This window comes from Gordonia sp. UBA7599 (assembly GCA_002477755.1).
Lineage (GTDB): Bacteria > Actinomycetota > Actinomycetes > Mycobacteriales > Mycobacteriaceae > Gordonia.
Map to the genome: position 1 here is coordinate 1 of DLKD01000114.1, position 16,150 is coordinate 16,150.

The window sequence follows — 16,150 nt, forward strand, 5'->3', positions numbered from 1 at the left end:
GCGGAAGTCCTCGTCGCGATAGGCACGCGCGATCTGGTAGTACCGCTCCATCCCGGCGACCATCAGCAGCTGCTTGAACAGCTGCGGACTTTGCGGGAGGGCGTAGAACGTCCCAGGCTGCAGGCGTGCGGGAACCAAGAAGTCGCGCGCGCCTTCGGGGGTGGAGCGCGTCAGCGTCGGGGTCTCGATCTCGATGAAGTCATGGGCCGCGAGCACTCCGCGGGCCGCCGCGTTGGCACGTGAGCGCAGTCGGATCGCTGCTGCGGGGCCCTCACGGCGCAGATCGAGGTAGCGGTGGCGCAACCGGACTTCCTCACCGGGCTGCTCGTCGAGCTGGAACGGCAGCGGAGCCGATTCGTTGAGCACCTCGAGCTGCGCGGCACTGATCTCGATCGCACCCGAAGCGAGGTTCGCGTTCTCCGATCCTTCGGGGCGCAGCTCGACGACACCGGTCACCGCGATGACGAACTCGGCGCGCAGCCGGTGCGCAGCGGCCGCGACGGCCTCGTCGCGGAAGACCACCTGCACCACACCCGACGCGTCACGCAGATCGATGAACACGACGCCGCCGTGGTCGCGCCGACGCGCCACCCATCCGGCCACGGTGACGGTCTGTCCGGCCGTGTCCCGGCGCAGCGAACCGGCGAGATGAGTGCGCAGCACGAAAGTCCCCTCCCAAGGGTTGTCACAAAGGTTCCCGCACGATCGCCCGTTCCTGGGAGTGATCATGCTGATCGACGTTCGAGTCTACGGTCCCGCCCGCCCGCAGGGCCAAACGGTCCCCGGCGCCCCTCCGCCGCGCTGGACGGGGAAACGTGGCGCACGCGGTCGGCGCCCGAATATGCTGAAGTACATCGATCGCTTCACTGATCGCAATGACAGGAGAACCATGACTTTCCAAGGCAGCGGACCGCTCGATACGTCGACAGTCTCCAGCGGCGGTCTCGGCGGTGGCGGCGGCCTCGGCGGTGGTGGGCTCGGCGGTGGCCGTATCGCCCTGGGTGGTGGCGCCGGCCTGATCATCACGCTCATTGCGCTCTTCCTCGGCCTCAACCCGGGCAGTCTGCTCGGCAGCACCGGTAGCGGCTACGCGCCCACCGGGGACACGACCAACGATGCGATTTCCCAGCACATCCAGTCCTGCACCATTGAGAAAGCAAACACCGACGACATCTGCCGCATCGTCGGCACGGTCGACAGCGTCAACCGGGTCTGGTCGCAGATCCTGCCCGGCTACACCAAGCCGCGGACGAAGATCTTCAGCGGGTCGGTCAACACCGGGTGTGGCCCGGCGTCGTCGGGCATGGGGCCGTTCTACTGTCCGGCCGACCAGACCGCGTACTTCGATCCGTCGTTCTTCGAGACCCTCAAGCGCATGGGCGGCAGCGACGGCCCACTGGCTCAGATGTACGTCGTCGCCCACGAGTACGGCCACCACGTCGAGAACCTCACCGGAGTCCTCCAGAAGGGCAACCGGATGGGCAACAACGGCTCGGTGCGCATCGAGCTGCAGGCCGACTGCTTCGCCGGTGTGTGGGCGTCGCACGCCGACAAGGGCCCCGACGCGATGCTGGCGCCGGTGAGCAAGGACCAGATCGCCTCGGTGATCCAGACCGCCAAGGCGATCGGCGACGACACGATCCAGGGCTCCCGATCCAACCCCGAGGGGTGGACGCACGGCTCCGCGCAGCAGCGGGCGCGCTGGTTCATGATCGGTTACGAGTCCGGCGACCCGCGCCGCTGCGACACCTTCGCCACCAACGACCTGTAGCGCCACCAGCAACTGCTATCTGATCGGCCGCCCGCTGCTCGGGCGGCCGATCAGGCGTCTTGGTCGATCTCGGCGGCGAGGAGGCGGACCTCCTCGACGACGCTGTCCAGCGACACGCGTTCCTGCGCGCCCGTCTTCAGCTTCTTGAGCTCGATACTGGCGTCCTCCAGCTCGCGCTCGCCCAGCACGAGGGCGAAGTCCGCGCCGGAGCGGTCGGCAGCCTTCATCGCACCCTTCAGCCCCCGGTCGCCATAAGCCAGGTCGACGGCGATCCCGGCATTGCGCAATTGTGCCGCGATGACGACCAGCCGGTCCTTGGCCGCCTCGCCCATGGGCACCCCGAACACGCGGCAGCGCGCCGGCTCGTCGACGGCCACGCCCTCGGCGCGCAGCGCGAGGACTGTGCGGTCCACGCCCAGGCCGAAACCAATCCCGGAGAGGTCCTGCTTGCCGCCGAGTTGGCGCATCAGACCGTCGTAGCGGCCACCGCCCCCGATGCCCGACTGAGCACCCAAGCCGTCGTGGACGAACTCGAAGGTCGTCTTGGTGTAGTAGTCCAGGCCGCGCACGAGGCGCGGGTTGATCTCGTAGGCCACGCCGAGGCGGTCGAGGTGTCCGCGCACCGCCGCGAAGTGCCGCGCCGACTCCTCACCGAGGTGGTCGATCAGCAGCGGGGCGTCCGCGGTCATCTCACGGACCTCCGGGCGCTTGTCGTCGAGGACTCGCAGCGGGTTGATCTCGGCGCGCGCCCGGGTCGCCTCATCGAGGGGAAGACCGGACAGGAAATCCACCAGCAGTTCCCGGTAGGCCGGCCGGTCCTCGGCCGTGCCCAGCGAGGCCAGTTCCAGCCGGTACCCGGTGAGCCCCAGACGGCGGTACCCCTCGTCGGCGATCGCGATGACCTCGGCATCCAGCGCCGGATCGTCGACGCCGATCGCCTCGACCCCGACCTGCTGCAACTGGCGGTAGCGCCCCTCCTGAGGCTTCTCATAGCGGAAGAAGGGACCGCTGTAGCACAGCTTCACCGGCAACTGCCCCCGGTCGAGCCCGTGCTGCAGGACCGCCCGCATCACACCGGCCGTGCCCTCCGGGCGTAGCGTGACGCTCCGTTCACCGCGATCGGCGAACGTGTACATCTCCTTGGAGACGACGTCGGTCGACTCCCCCACGCCACGGGCGAACAGCGCGGTGTCCTCGAAGATTGGCAACTCGATGTGCCCATAGCCGGCCAGTGCGGCAGCCTTCGCGAGGGTGTCCCGGACGCGGGTGAAGTCGGCCGAACGCGGTGGGAAATAATCCGGGATGCCGCGCGGGGCCTGGAACTCGCTCACAGTCCGTGTCGTCCTTTCGGGGGCGCCGAGGCGCCCGATCCGCCGATGCCGGCGAGGAATGGGTTGGCGGCACGCTCGGCGCCGATGGTCGTCTGCGGGCCGTGGCCGGGAAGCACCACCGTATCGTCGGGCAACGGCAGCAGCTTGGCGGCGATCGAGTCCAGCAGCTGCTGGTGATCGCCTCCCGGCAGGTCCGTCCGGCCAATCGACCCCTGGAAGAGTACGTCGCCGGCGAAACAGATGCGCACCGGGTTTTCGTCGTCACCGGGCACGTCGATGCCCAGCAACACCGAACCCTGAGTGTGTCCGGGGGCAAGGTCCACTACGAATCGCAGGCCGGCCAGCTCGACCTCCTCGCCGTCGGTGAACTCGATGACCTTCTCCGGTTCCACAAACTTCATCACCCCGATCATCGTGCCCAGCGCCCGGCCCAGGCCTTTGCCCGGATCGGTCAGCATCGGCCGGTCGGCGGCATGGATGTAGCAAGGGATCCCATAGGTCTCGCAGACTTTCGCTGCATTCCACGTGTGATCGAGGTGTCCGTGGGTCAGGAGCACCGCGACCGGCGTGAGCCCGTACTGCGCGCACACCTTGTCGACCTGCTCGGCGGCATCCTGTCCGGGATCGATGATGACGGCCTCACCGCCCGGCCCGTCCGGCGACGCATCCGCCGAGACGAGGTAGCAGTTCGTCTGGAACATGCCCGCGGGGAATCCAGTGATCAGCATGGTCGTCATTGTCTCAGAAACGCAGCCCGACCCACCACGCGGCGCGGACCCGGTGTCACCACGACGCCCGCGGGACTGGCAGTATGGCAGCTGACCCATGACCGCGCCCGAGGAGAGTTCCCGCACGTGACCAGCAACGACGAGCAAGTGACCAGCAACGAGGATCGCCGTCTGGCCGCCAAGCGCAAGCTGGAGGCCAGGCTAGCCGCCGAGCGCGCCCGCCAGGTCCGCAGCCGCAACATCCTCATCGGCGTCCTCTCGGTGATCACACTGCTCGTCGCAGCCACCATCGTCTGGGTAGCGCAGAACTTCATCGGCACGGTCACCTGTGATTGGGGCAAGCCGCAGAACACGCTGGCCGACACGGTCAAGGACCGCGCCAAGATCGTCGGAGGCCAACCCCCGGAGCGCCGTGCCGAGGCCGAGAAGTACATGAACACCCTCGCCGCCGGCGTACCCAAGGAGCGCACCTCGCCCCAGCCGTCGTCGAACGTTCCGGTGCCCTTCCCCGGCACCAAGCGCTACATCAAGACCGGTTCATGGTTCGCCAGCTCCACCACCCCGATGACGCTGGACACCAACCACGGCTCCCTGCCGATCACGCTGGATCACGCGTCCGCGCCGTGCAACTCCGCGGCTATCCAGTCCCTGGCATCGCACGGCTACTACGACGGCACCGACTGCCACCGCCTGACCCGTAGCGAGAACCTGAAGGTCCTGCAGTGCGGCGATCCGACGGGGACCGGCATGGGCGGGCCCGGATGGACCACCATCGATGAGCCGCCCACCCAACTCAAGAAGGTCCCGGGCACCCAGGACTCGATGATGGGCGCCGGTCCGGTCGTCTACCCGCGCGGCACGGTCGCCATCGCCAACTCCAACAACCCGATGATGGGCCGCTCCAACACCGGCGCCGCCCAGTTCTTCATCGTCTGGTCCGACTCCCAGCTGTCCCCCGACTTCGCGGTCGTCGGCAAACTCGACGAGAGCGGGATGAAGACACTGGACGCGATCTCCAAGATCCCGACCGAACCCGGCCCCGACGGCAACAAGGACAGCGGTCGTCCCAAGGACGCCGTGACCATCAAGTCGGCCAAGGTCGGCTGAGTACGCTACGCGGCTGACACCACCGGGCCGCTCCGCAAGCTACGCGGCTGACGTAACCCGGTAGACGTCGTACACGCCCTCGATGTTGCGGACGACGTTGAGAACGTGACCCAGGTGCGTCGGGTCGCCCATTTCAAAGGTGAAACGGCTGACGGCCACGCGGTCGTTGTTCGTGGTGACCGACGCCGACAGGATGTTTAGCTTCTCGTCGGCGAGGGCCTTCGTCACGTCCGACAACAGCCGATGCCGGTCCAGCGCCTCCACCTGAATCGCCACGAGGAACACCGACGAATCCGACGGCGCCCACACCACGTTGATGAGCCGCTCGTCCTGCTCGCGAAGCGCCGCCGTGTTCGGACAGTCGGTGCGGTGCACGCTCACCCCGCCACCGCGGGTGACGAAGCCGAGGATGTCGTCACCGGGCACCGGTGTGCAGCATTTGGCCAGTTTGATCAGGACGTTGTCGACACCCTCGACGACGACTCCGGCATCGCCACCCGCGCGTCGGCGCGGTGGCATCGTCGACGGGGTGGAGATCTCGGCGAGCTCTTCCTCGGCGCTGTCGAGGCCGCCGAGCTGGGCCACCAGTCGGCTCACCACGCGGTGGGCCGACACCTGGTTCTCCCCCACCGCGGTGTAGAGCGCCGTCACATCCGGGTAGTGCAGCTCGACGGCGACCGCACTCATGTTCTCGACTGTCAGCAACCGCTGCGGGGGCAAACCACCGCGGCGGACCTCTCGTGCGATCGCCTCCTTGCCCGCGTCGAGGGCCTCTTCGCGACGCTCCTTGGCGAACCACTGACGGATCTTCGTCTTCGCGCGCGGGGAGACGACGAAATTCTGCCAGTCCCGGGACGGGCCGGCGTTGGGCGCCTTGGAGGTGAACACCTCGACGACCTCGCCGTTGTCGAGCTTTCGCTCCAGCGCCACGAGCCGACCGTTGACGCGCGCGCCGATGCAGCGGTGGCCGACCTCGGTATGGACGGCGTAGGCGAAGTCGACCGGCGTCGAACCGGCCGGGAGGGTGAACACGTCGCCCTTGGGGCTGAAGACGAAGATTTCCTTGACGGCCAGGTCGTAGCGCAGCGATTCCAGGAACTCGCCCGGATCGGCCGCCTCCCGCTGCCAATCGAGCAACTGCCGCATCCAGGCCATGTCGTCGATCTCGGCGAGCTCGGCACCCTTGTGCCCCTTGCGGTCGGCGCGGGTGCCACCCTCCTTGTAGCGCCAGTGCGCGGCGATGCCGAACTCGGCGGTGCGGTGCATGTCGCGCGTGCGGATCTGCACCTCGAGCGGTTTGCCCTCCGGGCCGATCACGGTGGTGTGCAGCGACTGGTAGACGCCGTAGCGCGGCTGGGCGATGTAGTCCTTGAACCGTCCTGCCATCGGCTGCCACAACGAATGCACCACGCCGACCGCCGCGTAGCAGTCGCGCACGTCCTCGCACAGGATGCGAATGCCGACAAGATCGTGGATGTCGTCGAAGTCGCGGCCCTTGACGATCATCTTCTGATAGATCGACCAATAGTGTTTGGGCCGGCCCTCGACGATCGCCGACAGGCGCGCCCCGGCCAGCGCCTCGTTCACCTCGTCGCGGACCTTGGTCAGATAGATGTCGCGCGAGGGTGCGCGATCGGCGACGAGCCGGACGATCTCTTCGTACCGCTTGGGGTGCAGGATCGCGAACGACAGGTCCTCGAGCTCCCATTTGACGGTCGCCATGCCGAGGCGATGCGCCAGGGGCGCGATCACCTCGAGCGTCTCGCGCGCTTTCCGGGCCTGCTTCTCCGGCGGGAGGAACCGCATGGTGCGCATGTTGTGCAACCGGTCGGCCACCTTGATGACCAGTACCCGCGGGTCCCGCGCCATCGCGATGATCATCTTGCGGATCGTCTCGGCCTCGGCGGCCGTGCCCAGTGCCACTTTGTCGAGCTTGGTGACACCGTCCACGAGGTGGGCGACCTCGGGACCAAAGTCGTCGGAGATCTGTTCCAGTGAGTAGCCGGTGTCCTCGACGGTGTCATGCAGCAATGCCGCGATCAGCGTCGTCGTGTCCATGCCGAGGTCGGCCAGGATCGTCGCGACCGCCAACGGGTGGGTGATGTAGGAGTCCCCCGACTTGCGGAACTGCCCCTCGTGTTGGGCCTCGGCCACGTCGTATGCGCGCTGGAGCAGCGCGATATCGGCCTTCGGATAGATCTCTCGGTGTAGCGCTGCCAGGGGTTCGAGGACCGGACGCACCGACGAGCGGGTCGACGTCATGCGGCGCGCCAGTCGGGCGCGGACGCGACGCGTCGCCGAGGTCGAGACGGGCATGTGGTCGGGAGTCGCCAACCGGTCGGGTGGTCCGGCGGAGTCGACTTCGGCCGGTGGGGCGGCCGGTTCGGGCGCGGCGACGATGGCGACGTCGTCGATATCGGGCGATTCGTCCATCCGCGCTCCCCTCTCCCCGCCGGGCGGTTCGTTCCAGTTTAGACGGGCGCGGCCATCCTCATCCGGTCACCAGCGCGCGGACCTGAACTGAATCCGGCACCGACCCCGCCACCACTGCGCGTCCCTCCATGCCGTCGAGTTCCATGACGACCGCTACGCCCGCGACACGTGCACCGGCCTGCGTCAACAAACGCGCAGTCGCCCCGATCGTTCCACCGGTGGCGAGCACGTCGTCGACGATCAGAACCCGGCGTCCGTCGAGGTCGAGCGCATCGGCGGGGATCTCGAGGGTCGCGGTCCCGTACTCCATTTCATAAGTGCAGGCCAACACCGGGGGCGGCAGCTTCCCGGTCTTGCGGACGGCGATCACGCCGACCCCGAGGCGTTGGGCGACCGCACCGCCGAGTAGGAATCCGCGTGCGTCGATTCCGGCGACGGCATCGACGGCGTACCCGTCACTCAATGCCGACACGACGGCATCGAACCCGGCCGCATCGGCCAGCACCGGGGTGAGATCGCGGAAGAGGACGCCCGGCGACGGGAAGTCGGGAACATCGCGGCTAAGCGCGGCGATCAGCGATCGCGCGCGCTGCGCGCTCACGAGCGCGACCACCGATCCATGTTCCACCCGGTGCCGTTGCGCGCCCGGCCGGCGATCACTCCGGACAACTTGTCCGACCACACCTGTTCACGCGGCGTCGCAAACAGCGGGATCGATGCGAGTTCACGCCACGCGACGGTCTCCAGCTCGCGCAGCTGGGCGAGCTGGTCGCCGGCGACCACGCTGACGGAGAACCGCGTCACCGCGTCGGTGGCCGGCGGATACCGGAAGTCCCCGATGTTCAGCGGATCACCGCCGAAAAAGGCATAGGCGCTCCGGACGTCGGATGCGGCGCCAGCTGCGGCGAAGCTCGCCCCGGTGTTCACCAGAAGCGCGTCGAACGCCGTGCCCAGGCCCGTGACGGTGACTGCTGGACCACCCGCGTCGACGACGTCGATTCCCGCGCGGCGGCACGATTCGGCCATGGCCGCGACCATCCCGGCACGTCGCGCGTCGGGTCCGAGGTAGGCGACGCGGACACGCATTGGCGGCGGTGGCGCGCCGTTGGGCAGCGGCGGACGCTGACCGGCGGCTTCACGTGCCCGGACGATGTCGGGACGGGCGTAACGCACACCGAACTGCGTGTTGATCGGATCGGCGAGATCACTTGCCGGGGTGAGCACATGCAGATTCCACGGCTGCGACCCGTACCCGGCGGTGCGGGCCAGTGCGTCCCGCGGCACGCATGCGCCGAACGCCTGACGGGCCTGCGGCGGGCCGAGCACGCCCCGCTGCGCCAGAACCACCTGTTCGACGGACAGGGAGTGCCCGGCGGGCGAGACCTGGGGCTGCGCCGGCTCCGCTCCCGCCGCCGGGGCGTCGATGCCCACGGCGGTGTCGGTGACGTCGAATCCGCCATGGGCGGTGCGCGCAGCTGCATCGGTGTTGCGGCCGTGGACGACGATGTTGCGGACCGCGGGTGCCTGTCCCCACCACTTGTCGTTGGGCACCAGTCGCAACCCAGACTTGGGGTCGAAAGACTCGGCACGATAGGGGCCGAGAGCGACGAACCGCGCCGGGTCGAGCGGCCCGGCCGACAGGCGGAATCCGGCGTTCCACGACTTCGCCACCGCCTCGAGGACAGCAGGTTTGCGGGCGCGGATGGCGTCGAGGATCGACGGTGCTCCGGCGTCGCGGGCCACAATGTGGGCCGGCAGCAGTGCCCCCGCCCCGAACAGCGAGCGCCAATCCCGGTAGTCGCGGCCCTTCACGTAGTGCACGACCGCCGTGTCGGCACCCGGCGCGCAGTCCACCCGCTCGATGTCGCGGTAGCCGGCGGTGGTCGCCGGGGTGAACCCCGGGAACCGACCGCTCTGAGCCACCCACGAGAGCAGGACGTCGTCGCAGGTCGGTTTCACCCCGTCGGAGTAGAGCGCCTTCGGTGAGAAGGTGTACTTCACGGTCAGCGTCGGGCCCGGTACCGCAGTGGCTTCGCCGACGTCGCGGTCGGACACCACCTGGCCCTGCGGGCCCAGGAAGCTGAAACCGCCCAGGACCCGGGTGAACGCCATGGCCACGCCGTCGGCATTGCCCTCCCGGCTGGCCGCGTTGTATGTCGACAGCCGTGCGTCAGTCCGGTAGTAGATCGGTGTGTTCTCGTCGATTCCGCATCCGGCGACCAGCGGCAGCACCACGGCGGCCGACGCCGCGATCAGGCCGAGGGTGCGGCAGTCGCGCTTGGTGATTGGCACGGTCCGAGACTAGCGCGTACGCCGTCGTTTCCCGGTGGGGCGCGCGGCATCGCCCGACGAGGCCGGCGCGGCCTCGTCTGCGGCGGTGTGGCGTGCGCTGTGGCGCCCGACGGCCACCGGCTCACCGGCGTCGACCCGCGCCCGTCGGGCCAGAACCTTGGCCGTGTGTTCGGCGATCGTGCGGTTGCGCTCCTTCAGGGTCACCAACAGCGGGGTCGCGAGGAACACCGACGAGAAGGTGCCCACGACGACACCGACAAGCTGGATGAGGGCGAGGTCCTGCAGCGTGCCGACGCCGAGCATCCAGACCGCGATCACCATGAGCGCGATGATGGGCAGCACCGAGATGATCGTCGTGTTGATCGACCGCATCAGCGTCTGGTTGACCGCCAGGTTGGCCTGCTCGGCATAGGTGCGCCGATAGGTCTTCGTGAACGACCGGGTGTTCTCCTCGACCTTGTCGAAGACGACGACGGTGTCGTAGATGGAGAAGCCCAGGATCGTCAACAGGCCGATGACGGTCGCCGGGGTCACCTCGAAGCCGACCAGCGAGTACACGCCGGCGGTGACCACGACGTCGAAGAACAGCGTCGCCAGCGATGCGGTCGACATCTCCTTGTCGAAACGGATCGCGATGTAGACCGTCACGATCACCAAGAACACGATCAGGGCGATCAGCATCTTGCGCGTGATCTCCGCGCCCCACGTCGAACTGACATCCGACGACGAGACGTCGGCGCGCGTCAGATCCGGCGCGAACCGAGTGGCCAGGGCGTCGAGCACGCGGTTGGCCTGCTGCTCGTCGAGGTGCTCGGTGCGCACCTGGATGGTCTTTGCCGCGCCGGATCCGGCGGTCTGCACGGTCTCAGGAGCCTTGCCGAGGGTGTCGCTGAAGACCTTCTCCACGCCCTCGACGGTCACCGAGGCACTGGTCGCGGGAATCGACACCTGGGTGCCGCCCTCGAAGTCGATGCCGAAGGTGAACCCGCGCACGACCATTGACAGGAGGCAGATCGCCAGGATCACACCGGTGACGATGTACCACCGCTTGCGGTGTCCGACGACCTCGAACGCCCCGGTACCGGTGTACAGGCGCGAGAGGAACGACCGATCGGTGTCGGCGTGGAAATCCGCATCGGCGACGAACGTGTCGACCGCCTCTGCCTTCTCCGAGCGCTCCTTGGCGAGCCGGTAACCGGCCGGCAACGGATCGTCACCGTCACCGGTCGCGCGCTTGGACAGGCCGTCGACACTGTCGCTCCCGAGTCCTCCCCTGCTGAAACTCATCGCTGGCCTCCTCGTGCTGCGGCCGTGGTTGTGCCGTTGTCGGCGGATGCTTCGTCGCCGGTCGCGAGTCCGACGGCCGCGCGGGCCGCCTCACGACGCTGGCGTGCCACCTCGCTGACCGCGCCGAGGCCGTTGACCGACGGCTTCGACAGGAACGGCGACCGGGTCGCCAGGACCACGAGCGGATGGGTGACCAGGAAGACGACCATGACGTCGAGGATCGTGGTCAGGCCCAGGGCGAACGCGAATCCCCGCACCGATCCGACGGCGAGGACGTAGATGACGACCGACGCGATCAGGCTGACCGCGTTACCCGTCCACACCGTGCGACGCGCACTGGCCCACCCGCGCGGTACCGCGGAACGGAACGATCTGCCCTCACGCATCTCGTCCTTGATGCGCTCGAAGTACACGACGAAGCTGTCGGCTGTCATACCGATACCGATGATGAAACCGGCGACGCCAGCCAGGTCGAGGGTGAACCCGATCCACCTGCCGAGCAGCACGATCAAGCCGTAGGACATCGCCCCGGCGAGCACCAGCGAGGCAAACGTCAGCACGCCGAGCATGCGGTAGTACGCCAAGGCGTAGAGCAGCACGGCGATGAGGCCGACGAGGCCTGCGAGCAGGCCGGCGCGCAGCGCCGACAGGCCCAGCGTCGACGAGACGGTCTCCGCATCGGATGCCTCGAACGAGAGCGGCAGCGAACCGTACTTCAGCACGTTGGCCAGGTCACGGGCCTCAATCTCGGAGAAACCGTTCTGACCGCCTGAGATCTCCGTCGAGCCGGTGATCGTCGACTGGATCACCGGCGCCGAGACGACCCGCGAGTCCAGCGTCATCGCCGTCTGGGTACCGCGGTTCTGGGCGGTGTACGTCGGCCACAGCTTCTGCGCCGCACCCTTGAAGTCCAGGCCGACCGTCCACTGGTTGGTCTGGGGCGACAGATTCGCCGACGCCGACGCGATATCGCGGCCGTCGATGATCATCGGTTCGAGGAGGTAGACCTCCTTGCCGTCGGTGCTACACGCGACCAGGTAGGACTCGGGGTCGTCGTTGCCCAGGAGCGGGTCATGGGCTTTGGGGTCGCAATTCATCTTCAGCATGTACGCCTGCAGAGCGGCGATCTGCTGCGGCGAGGCGTCCTTGGGCGCCTGGCGCAGCTTGCGCTGCTCGGCGACCGCTTCGCGTTGCTGCTCGGGCGTCAGGTTCGGAACTTCTTCAGCTCCGGTCTGGGGCTTCTTCTGCTGGGGCGCCGGCATCACCACGCCCTGTCCGTTCGGAGCCTTCGCCACGGGGCGGATGTAGAGCCGCGCGGTCTGTCCGAGGTTGCGCGCCTGGCGGCCGTCGTCGCCGGGCACCGTGATGATCAGGTTGTCACCACTGACCACGACTTCCGACCCTGCGACGCCGAGGCCGTCGACGCGCTGGGAGATGATCTGCTTGGCCTTGTCGAGTTGGTCGCGCGAGGGTCGCTTACCGTCGGGCGTCCGCGCGGTCAGCGTGACGCGGGTACCACCCTGCAGGTCGATGCCGAGCTTGGGCTCTGGGTCGCGGTCGCTGGTGAAGAACACCAGGCCGAAGACGATGGCGAGCAGGGCTAGAAAGGCGAGCAGCGGCTGCCACGGCGGGGTCTCCCGCGTCGGTCGGGCACGCTTCGCCGCTGGGCGACGCGGTGTGGTCACGGTGGTTCGGTTCTCCTGCGCTGTTACTTGTCGTCGGTGGGCTCGTCGGAGGCCGACAGCTCGGGCTGGGCGTCCTCATCGTCGGCGTCGGCGACCTCCAGGGCCGCACCCACGTAGGTCTGTGCCGCGTCCTCGAGGTCGACGATCGAGCGCACCGCGAGCTTGGTCCAGCGGCCCACGACACCCGGTGAGATCTCGACGTCGACGTACTCGTCGTTGGCGTCGATCACGGTGCCGAAGAGACCGGACATCAACTGGATCCGCGTGCCGGTGGTGAGGGCGGCCTGCATCTCCTGGATCTGGGCCATCTGCTTCTTCTGCTTGCGCGTGCCCATGAACAGCATCGCGCCCATCATGACCAACATCCCGAGGATGAGTATTTCCATGTCGACCAGTCTGCCAGACGTGTCAGTCCAACTCGTCGAACAGGTTGGGTTCCCCGCCCAGGCCGCGGACACCCCAGGTCGCGCTCAGCGCCCCGGCGGGCGGCACCAGGCCGAGGTGGTGCCACGCAGCCGCGGTGGCGACGCGTCCGCGCGGGGTGCGCGCGATGAGCCCGGCGCGCACCAAGAAGGGTTCGCAGACCTCTTCCACCGTCGCCGGCTCCTCGCCGACTGCCACCGCCAGCGTCGACACGCCGACCGGCCCGCCGCCGAAGCCCGAGACGAGCGCCGACAGCACCGCCCGGTCGAGCCGGTCGAGGCCCCGCTCGTCGACGTCGTAGACCGCCAGTGCGGCCCGTGCGATCGGCAGCGTCACCTCGCCGTCACCGCGGACCTCGGCGTAGTCGCGTACGCGTCGAAGCAGCCGGTTGGCGATACGCGGTGTGCCACGGGATCGGCCTGCGACCTCGACCGCGGCATCGTCGTGCAGCGCGATGCCGAGGATCCCCGCCGATCGGGTCAACACCGCGACGAGCTCGTCGACCTCGTAGAACTCCATATGGGCGGTGAACCCGAAACGGTCGCGCAGCGGACCGGTCAGAGCACCGGAGCGCGTCGTGGCGCCGACGAGCGTGAACGGCGCGACGTCGAGCGGGATCGACGTCGCGCCCGGGCCCTTGCCCACGACGACGTCGACGCGGAAGTCCTCCATCGCCAGGTACAACATCTCCTCGGCGGGACGTGCGATGCGGTGGATCTCGTCGATGAACAGCACATCGCCCTCGATGAGATTGGACAGCATGGCCGCGAGGTCACCCGCGCGCTCGAGCGCCGGGCCAGAGGTGACGCGGATCGCCGATCCCAATTCCCCGGCGATGATCATGGCCAGCGACGTCTTGCCCAGTCCGGGCGGGCCGGAGAGCAGGATGTGGTCGGGTGTCCCGCCGCGCCCCTTGGCGCCGCGCAGAACCAGCTCGAGCTGTTCGCGGACTTTCGCCTGACCGATAAAGTCGGCCAGCGACCTCGGCCGCAGGTTCGCGTCGAGCTCCCCGTCGGCGGCCACACGGCCCGCGCTCACGGTCCGTTCCGCCTCATCGGCGCCGTCGTCGTGCATCGGCTACTTCTTCCCCAGTAGGGACAGGCCCGCGCGCAGCGCGGCCGACGCGTCGGCGTCGGGGTTCTCGGCGAGGACGGCGGCCACGGCCTTCTCCGCCGCTGCGGCCGGGAACCCGAGGCCGACGAGGGCCTCGGTGACCTCGCCGCCCACCGTCGCACCACCAGACAGCGAGGATGCGGCACCTCCGGAGACCACGCCGACCTTGTCGCGCAGTTCGACGGTCAGCCGCTCGGCCACTCGCTTGCCGATGCCCGGCACCGCGGTGAGCGCGGTGATGTTCGACGAGGCGAGGGCCGCGGCGAGCTCGGCCGGCTCGTGCACGGCCAGGGCCGCCATCGCCAGCCGCGGCCCCACCCCGGTCACCGTTTGAAGCAGCACGAACAGGTCGCGGGCGGCCCCATCGGTAAACCCGTACAGCGTCATCGAATCCTCGCGCACGATCATCGTCGTGAGCAGCGTCGCCTCGATTCCGCGCGTCAGCGTCGCGATCGTCGCCGGTGTGGCCAGTACCCGGTAGCCCACGCCCGCACAGTCGACCACGACGTGGTCGAGGGCGACGTCGATGACCGGTCCCCGCACCGCCGCGATCATTGGCCGGCCCTCACCGCTGCAGCGTGCGCCGCCTTGAGGCGTGCGCGGTGCACCCGGGCCAGCTCCTCGGCCTTGGCCTGGGCGGCGACGAGACGGTCGTCCATCGGTCCGCGCCAGCACTGACAGATCGCCAGCGCGAGCGCGTCCGCGGCGTCGGCCGGGGTCGGACGGGTCTGCATGCCGAGGATACGGGTGACCATGGTCGTGACCTGGGCCTTGTCGGCGCGCCCCGAGCCGGTGACGGCGGCCTTCACCTCGCTGGGCGTGTGGAAGCGGACCGGGACGTCGTGCTGGGCGGCCGCCAGCGCCACGACTCCGGCGGCTTGGGCCGTACCCATCGCCGTGCTCACCTGTTGCTGGGCGAAGACGCGTTCGACGGCGACCACTTGCGGTCGGTGGGTCTCGAGCCATTGGACCGCCGCCGAATACACCAGGAGCAACCGGTCGGCGAGATCCATCGATGCGGGCGTGCGCACGACGTCGACGTCCAGGGCCGTTACCGACCGACCGCCACCGGACTCCACCAGCGCGATACCGCACCGCGTCAGCCCGGGGTCGACGCCCATCACCCGCATCGTCGGTCCTTCCCTCCTGGCGAACAACTGTTCGACAGTCTAGGAGGCGGGTCAGACAGATCGGCGGACCGACACGCGGGGAGAGTCAGTCGTCGAGCTGTGCGAGGACCTCGTCGGGGATGTCGACGTTGCTGTACACGTCCTGCACGTCGTCGCAGTCCTCGAGGGCGTCGATCAGTTTGAGCACCTTGCGGGCGCCATCGGCGTCCACCGGCACCTCGACGGAGGCGCGGAAGTCGGCCTCGGCGGAGTCATAGTCGATCCCGGCCTCCTGCAGGGCCGTGCGCACCGCGACGAGGTCGGTCGGCTCGCTGACGACCTCGAAGCTCTCCCCCAGGTCGTTGACCTCTTCGGCACCCGCGTCGAGGACGGCCATCAAGACGTCGTCCTCGGATTGGCCGCCCTTCTCCAGCGTCACCACACCCTTGCGGGTGAACAGGTAGGCGACCGAGCCTGGATCGGCCATGTTTCCGCCGTTGCGCGTCATCGCCGTGCGGACCTCGCCAGCCGCCCGGTTGCGGTTGTCGGTAAGGCATTCGATGAGCAGCGCGACACCGTTGGGCCCGTAGCCCTCGTAGGTGATGTTCTGCCAGTCCGCACCGCCGGCCTCTTCGCCGCCGCCGCGTTTGCGCGCCCGTTCGATGTTGTCGTTAGGCACCGACGACTTCTTGGCCTTCTGGATCGCGTCGTAGAGCGTGGGGTTGCCGGTCGGGTCACTGCCCCCGGTGCGGGCCGCGACCTCGATGTTCTTGATCAGCTTGGCGAACATCTTGCCGCGCTTGGCATCGATGACAGCCTTCTTGTGCTTGGTGGTCGCCCATTTGGAGTGTCCGCTCATGGGCTGCGATAT

The 16,150-nt window shown here is 68.4% G+C and carries 15 protein-coding genes; 2 read left to right on the forward strand and 13 right to left on the reverse strand.

From position 1 onward, the window contains the following. On the reverse strand, window positions 1-663 hold a 663-nt coding region (locus B4L26_RS12655), incomplete at its 3' end, for an amino acid--tRNA ligase-related protein (protein WP_290719218.1). Window positions 664-889: 226 nt separating this feature from the next. Here B4L26_RS12655 and ypfJ point away from each other — a divergent pair. Next, complete coding sequence (gene ypfJ, locus B4L26_RS12660; protein ID WP_290719219.1) at window positions 890-1,771, forward strand: KPN_02809 family neutral zinc metallopeptidase; 882 nt, start codon at window positions 890-892, stop codon at window positions 1,769-1,771. A 50-nt stretch (window positions 1,772-1,821) separates the two neighbouring features. On the opposite strand, the gene hisS is transcribed toward ypfJ, so the two are convergent. Beyond that, a complete protein-coding gene (gene hisS, locus B4L26_RS12665; RefSeq protein WP_290719220.1) occupies window positions 1,822-3,102 on the reverse strand; it encodes a histidine--tRNA ligase in 1,281 nt (426 codons plus the stop codon). Further along, window positions 3,099-3,830: an MBL fold metallo-hydrolase gene (locus B4L26_RS12670; RefSeq protein WP_290719221.1), complete on the reverse strand. Its 732-nt coding sequence runs from the start codon at window positions 3,828-3,830 to the stop codon at window positions 3,099-3,101. Before B4L26_RS12670 ends, hisS begins: the two co-directional genes overlap by 4 nt. 126 nt (window positions 3,831-3,956) lie before the next feature. Between B4L26_RS12670 and B4L26_RS12675 the strand changes: the two genes are divergently transcribed. Further along, a complete protein-coding gene (locus tag B4L26_RS12675) occupies window positions 3,957-4,937 on the forward strand; it encodes a peptidylprolyl isomerase (protein ID WP_290719222.1) in 981 nt (326 codons plus the stop codon). 39 nt (window positions 4,938-4,976) lie between these two features. On the opposite strand, the gene B4L26_RS12680 is transcribed toward B4L26_RS12675, so the two are convergent. From B4L26_RS12680 to B4L26_RS12725, 10 genes are all read right to left on the reverse strand, one after another. Then, entirely contained in the window at window positions 4,977-7,370 is a 2,394-nt protein-coding gene (locus B4L26_RS12680; protein ID WP_290719223.1) for a RelA/SpoT family protein, read from the reverse strand. Window positions 7,371-7,428: 58 nt separating this feature from the next. Beyond that, on the reverse strand, window positions 7,429-7,971 hold the full coding sequence (locus B4L26_RS12685; protein WP_290719224.1) for an adenine phosphoribosyltransferase: 543 nt from the start codon (window positions 7,969-7,971) through the stop codon (window positions 7,429-7,431). After that, the gene (locus B4L26_RS12690; protein WP_290719225.1) at window positions 7,968-9,662 is read right to left on the reverse strand and encodes an ABC transporter substrate-binding protein; all 1,695 of its coding nucleotides are present in this window, start codon (window positions 9,660-9,662) and stop codon (window positions 7,968-7,970) included. Before B4L26_RS12690 ends, B4L26_RS12685 begins: the two co-directional genes overlap by 4 nt. A 9-nt stretch (window positions 9,663-9,671) precedes the next feature. Continuing rightward, the gene (secF, locus tag B4L26_RS12695; RefSeq protein ID WP_290719226.1) at window positions 9,672-10,949 is read right to left on the reverse strand and encodes a protein translocase subunit SecF; all 1,278 of its coding nucleotides are present in this window, start codon (window positions 10,947-10,949) and stop codon (window positions 9,672-9,674) included. Next, complete coding sequence (gene secD / locus B4L26_RS12700) at window positions 10,946-12,634, reverse strand: protein translocase subunit SecD (protein WP_290719227.1); 1,689 nt, start codon at window positions 12,632-12,634, stop codon at window positions 10,946-10,948. The genes secF and secD overlap by 4 nt, the downstream gene beginning before the upstream one ends. Window positions 12,635-12,657: 23 nt before the next feature. Next, window positions 12,658-13,020, reverse strand: a complete 363-nt coding sequence (gene yajC, locus B4L26_RS12705; protein WP_290719228.1) for a preprotein translocase subunit YajC — start codon at window positions 13,018-13,020, stop codon at window positions 12,658-12,660. A 22-nt stretch (window positions 13,021-13,042) separates the two neighbouring features. Next, window positions 13,043-14,131 (reverse strand): Holliday junction branch migration DNA helicase RuvB, encoded by a 1,089-nt coding sequence (gene ruvB, locus B4L26_RS12710; RefSeq protein ID WP_290719229.1) that lies wholly within the window; start codon window positions 14,129-14,131, stop codon window positions 13,043-13,045. 3 nt (window positions 14,132-14,134) lie between these two features. Then, on the reverse strand, window positions 14,135-14,725 hold the full coding sequence (gene ruvA / locus B4L26_RS12715; RefSeq protein ID WP_290719230.1) for a Holliday junction branch migration protein RuvA: 591 nt from the start codon (window positions 14,723-14,725) through the stop codon (window positions 14,135-14,137). Beyond that, window positions 14,722-15,300, reverse strand: coding sequence for a crossover junction endodeoxyribonuclease RuvC (locus B4L26_RS12720; RefSeq protein ID WP_290719231.1), 579 nt, complete (start codon window positions 15,298-15,300; stop codon window positions 14,722-14,724). The genes ruvA and B4L26_RS12720 overlap by 4 nt, the downstream gene beginning before the upstream one ends. A gap of 85 nt (window positions 15,301-15,385) precedes the next feature. Beyond that, complete coding sequence (locus tag B4L26_RS12725; protein ID WP_290719232.1) at window positions 15,386-16,138, reverse strand: YebC/PmpR family DNA-binding transcriptional regulator; 753 nt, start codon at window positions 16,136-16,138, stop codon at window positions 15,386-15,388. Window positions 16,139-16,150: the final 12 nt, after the last annotated feature.

Excerpts from the sequence above, each read along its gene's own strand:
- yajC (WP_290719228.1), bottom strand. The coding sequence starts at position 13,020 with ATGGAAATACTCATCCTCGGGATGTTGGTCATGATGGGCGCGATGCTG.
- B4L26_RS12720 (WP_290719231.1), bottom strand. The coding sequence starts at position 15,300 with ATGCGGGTGATGGGCGTCGACCCCGGGCTGACGCGGTGCGGTATCGCG.
- ypfJ (WP_290719219.1), top strand. The coding sequence starts at position 890 with ATGACTTTCCAAGGCAGCGGACCGCTCGATACGTCGACAGTCTCCAGC.
- B4L26_RS12725 (WP_290719232.1), bottom strand. The coding sequence starts at position 16,138 with ATGAGCGGACACTCCAAATGGGCGACCACCAAGCACAAGAAGGCTGTC.
- secF (WP_290719226.1), bottom strand. The coding sequence starts at position 10,949 with ATGAGTTTCAGCAGGGGAGGACTCGGGAGCGACAGTGTCGACGGCCTG.
- B4L26_RS12670 (WP_290719221.1), bottom strand. The coding sequence starts at position 3,830 with ATGCTGATCACTGGATTCCCCGCGGGCATGTTCCAGACGAACTGCTAC.
- ruvB (WP_290719229.1), bottom strand. The coding sequence starts at position 14,131 with ATGCACGACGACGGCGCCGATGAGGCGGAACGGACCGTGAGCGCGGGC.
- ruvA (WP_290719230.1), bottom strand. The coding sequence starts at position 14,725 with ATGATCGCGGCGGTGCGGGGACCGGTCATCGACGTCGCCCTCGACCAC.
- B4L26_RS12680 (WP_290719223.1), bottom strand. The coding sequence starts at position 7,370 with ATGGACGAATCGCCCGATATCGACGACGTCGCCATCGTCGCCGCGCCC.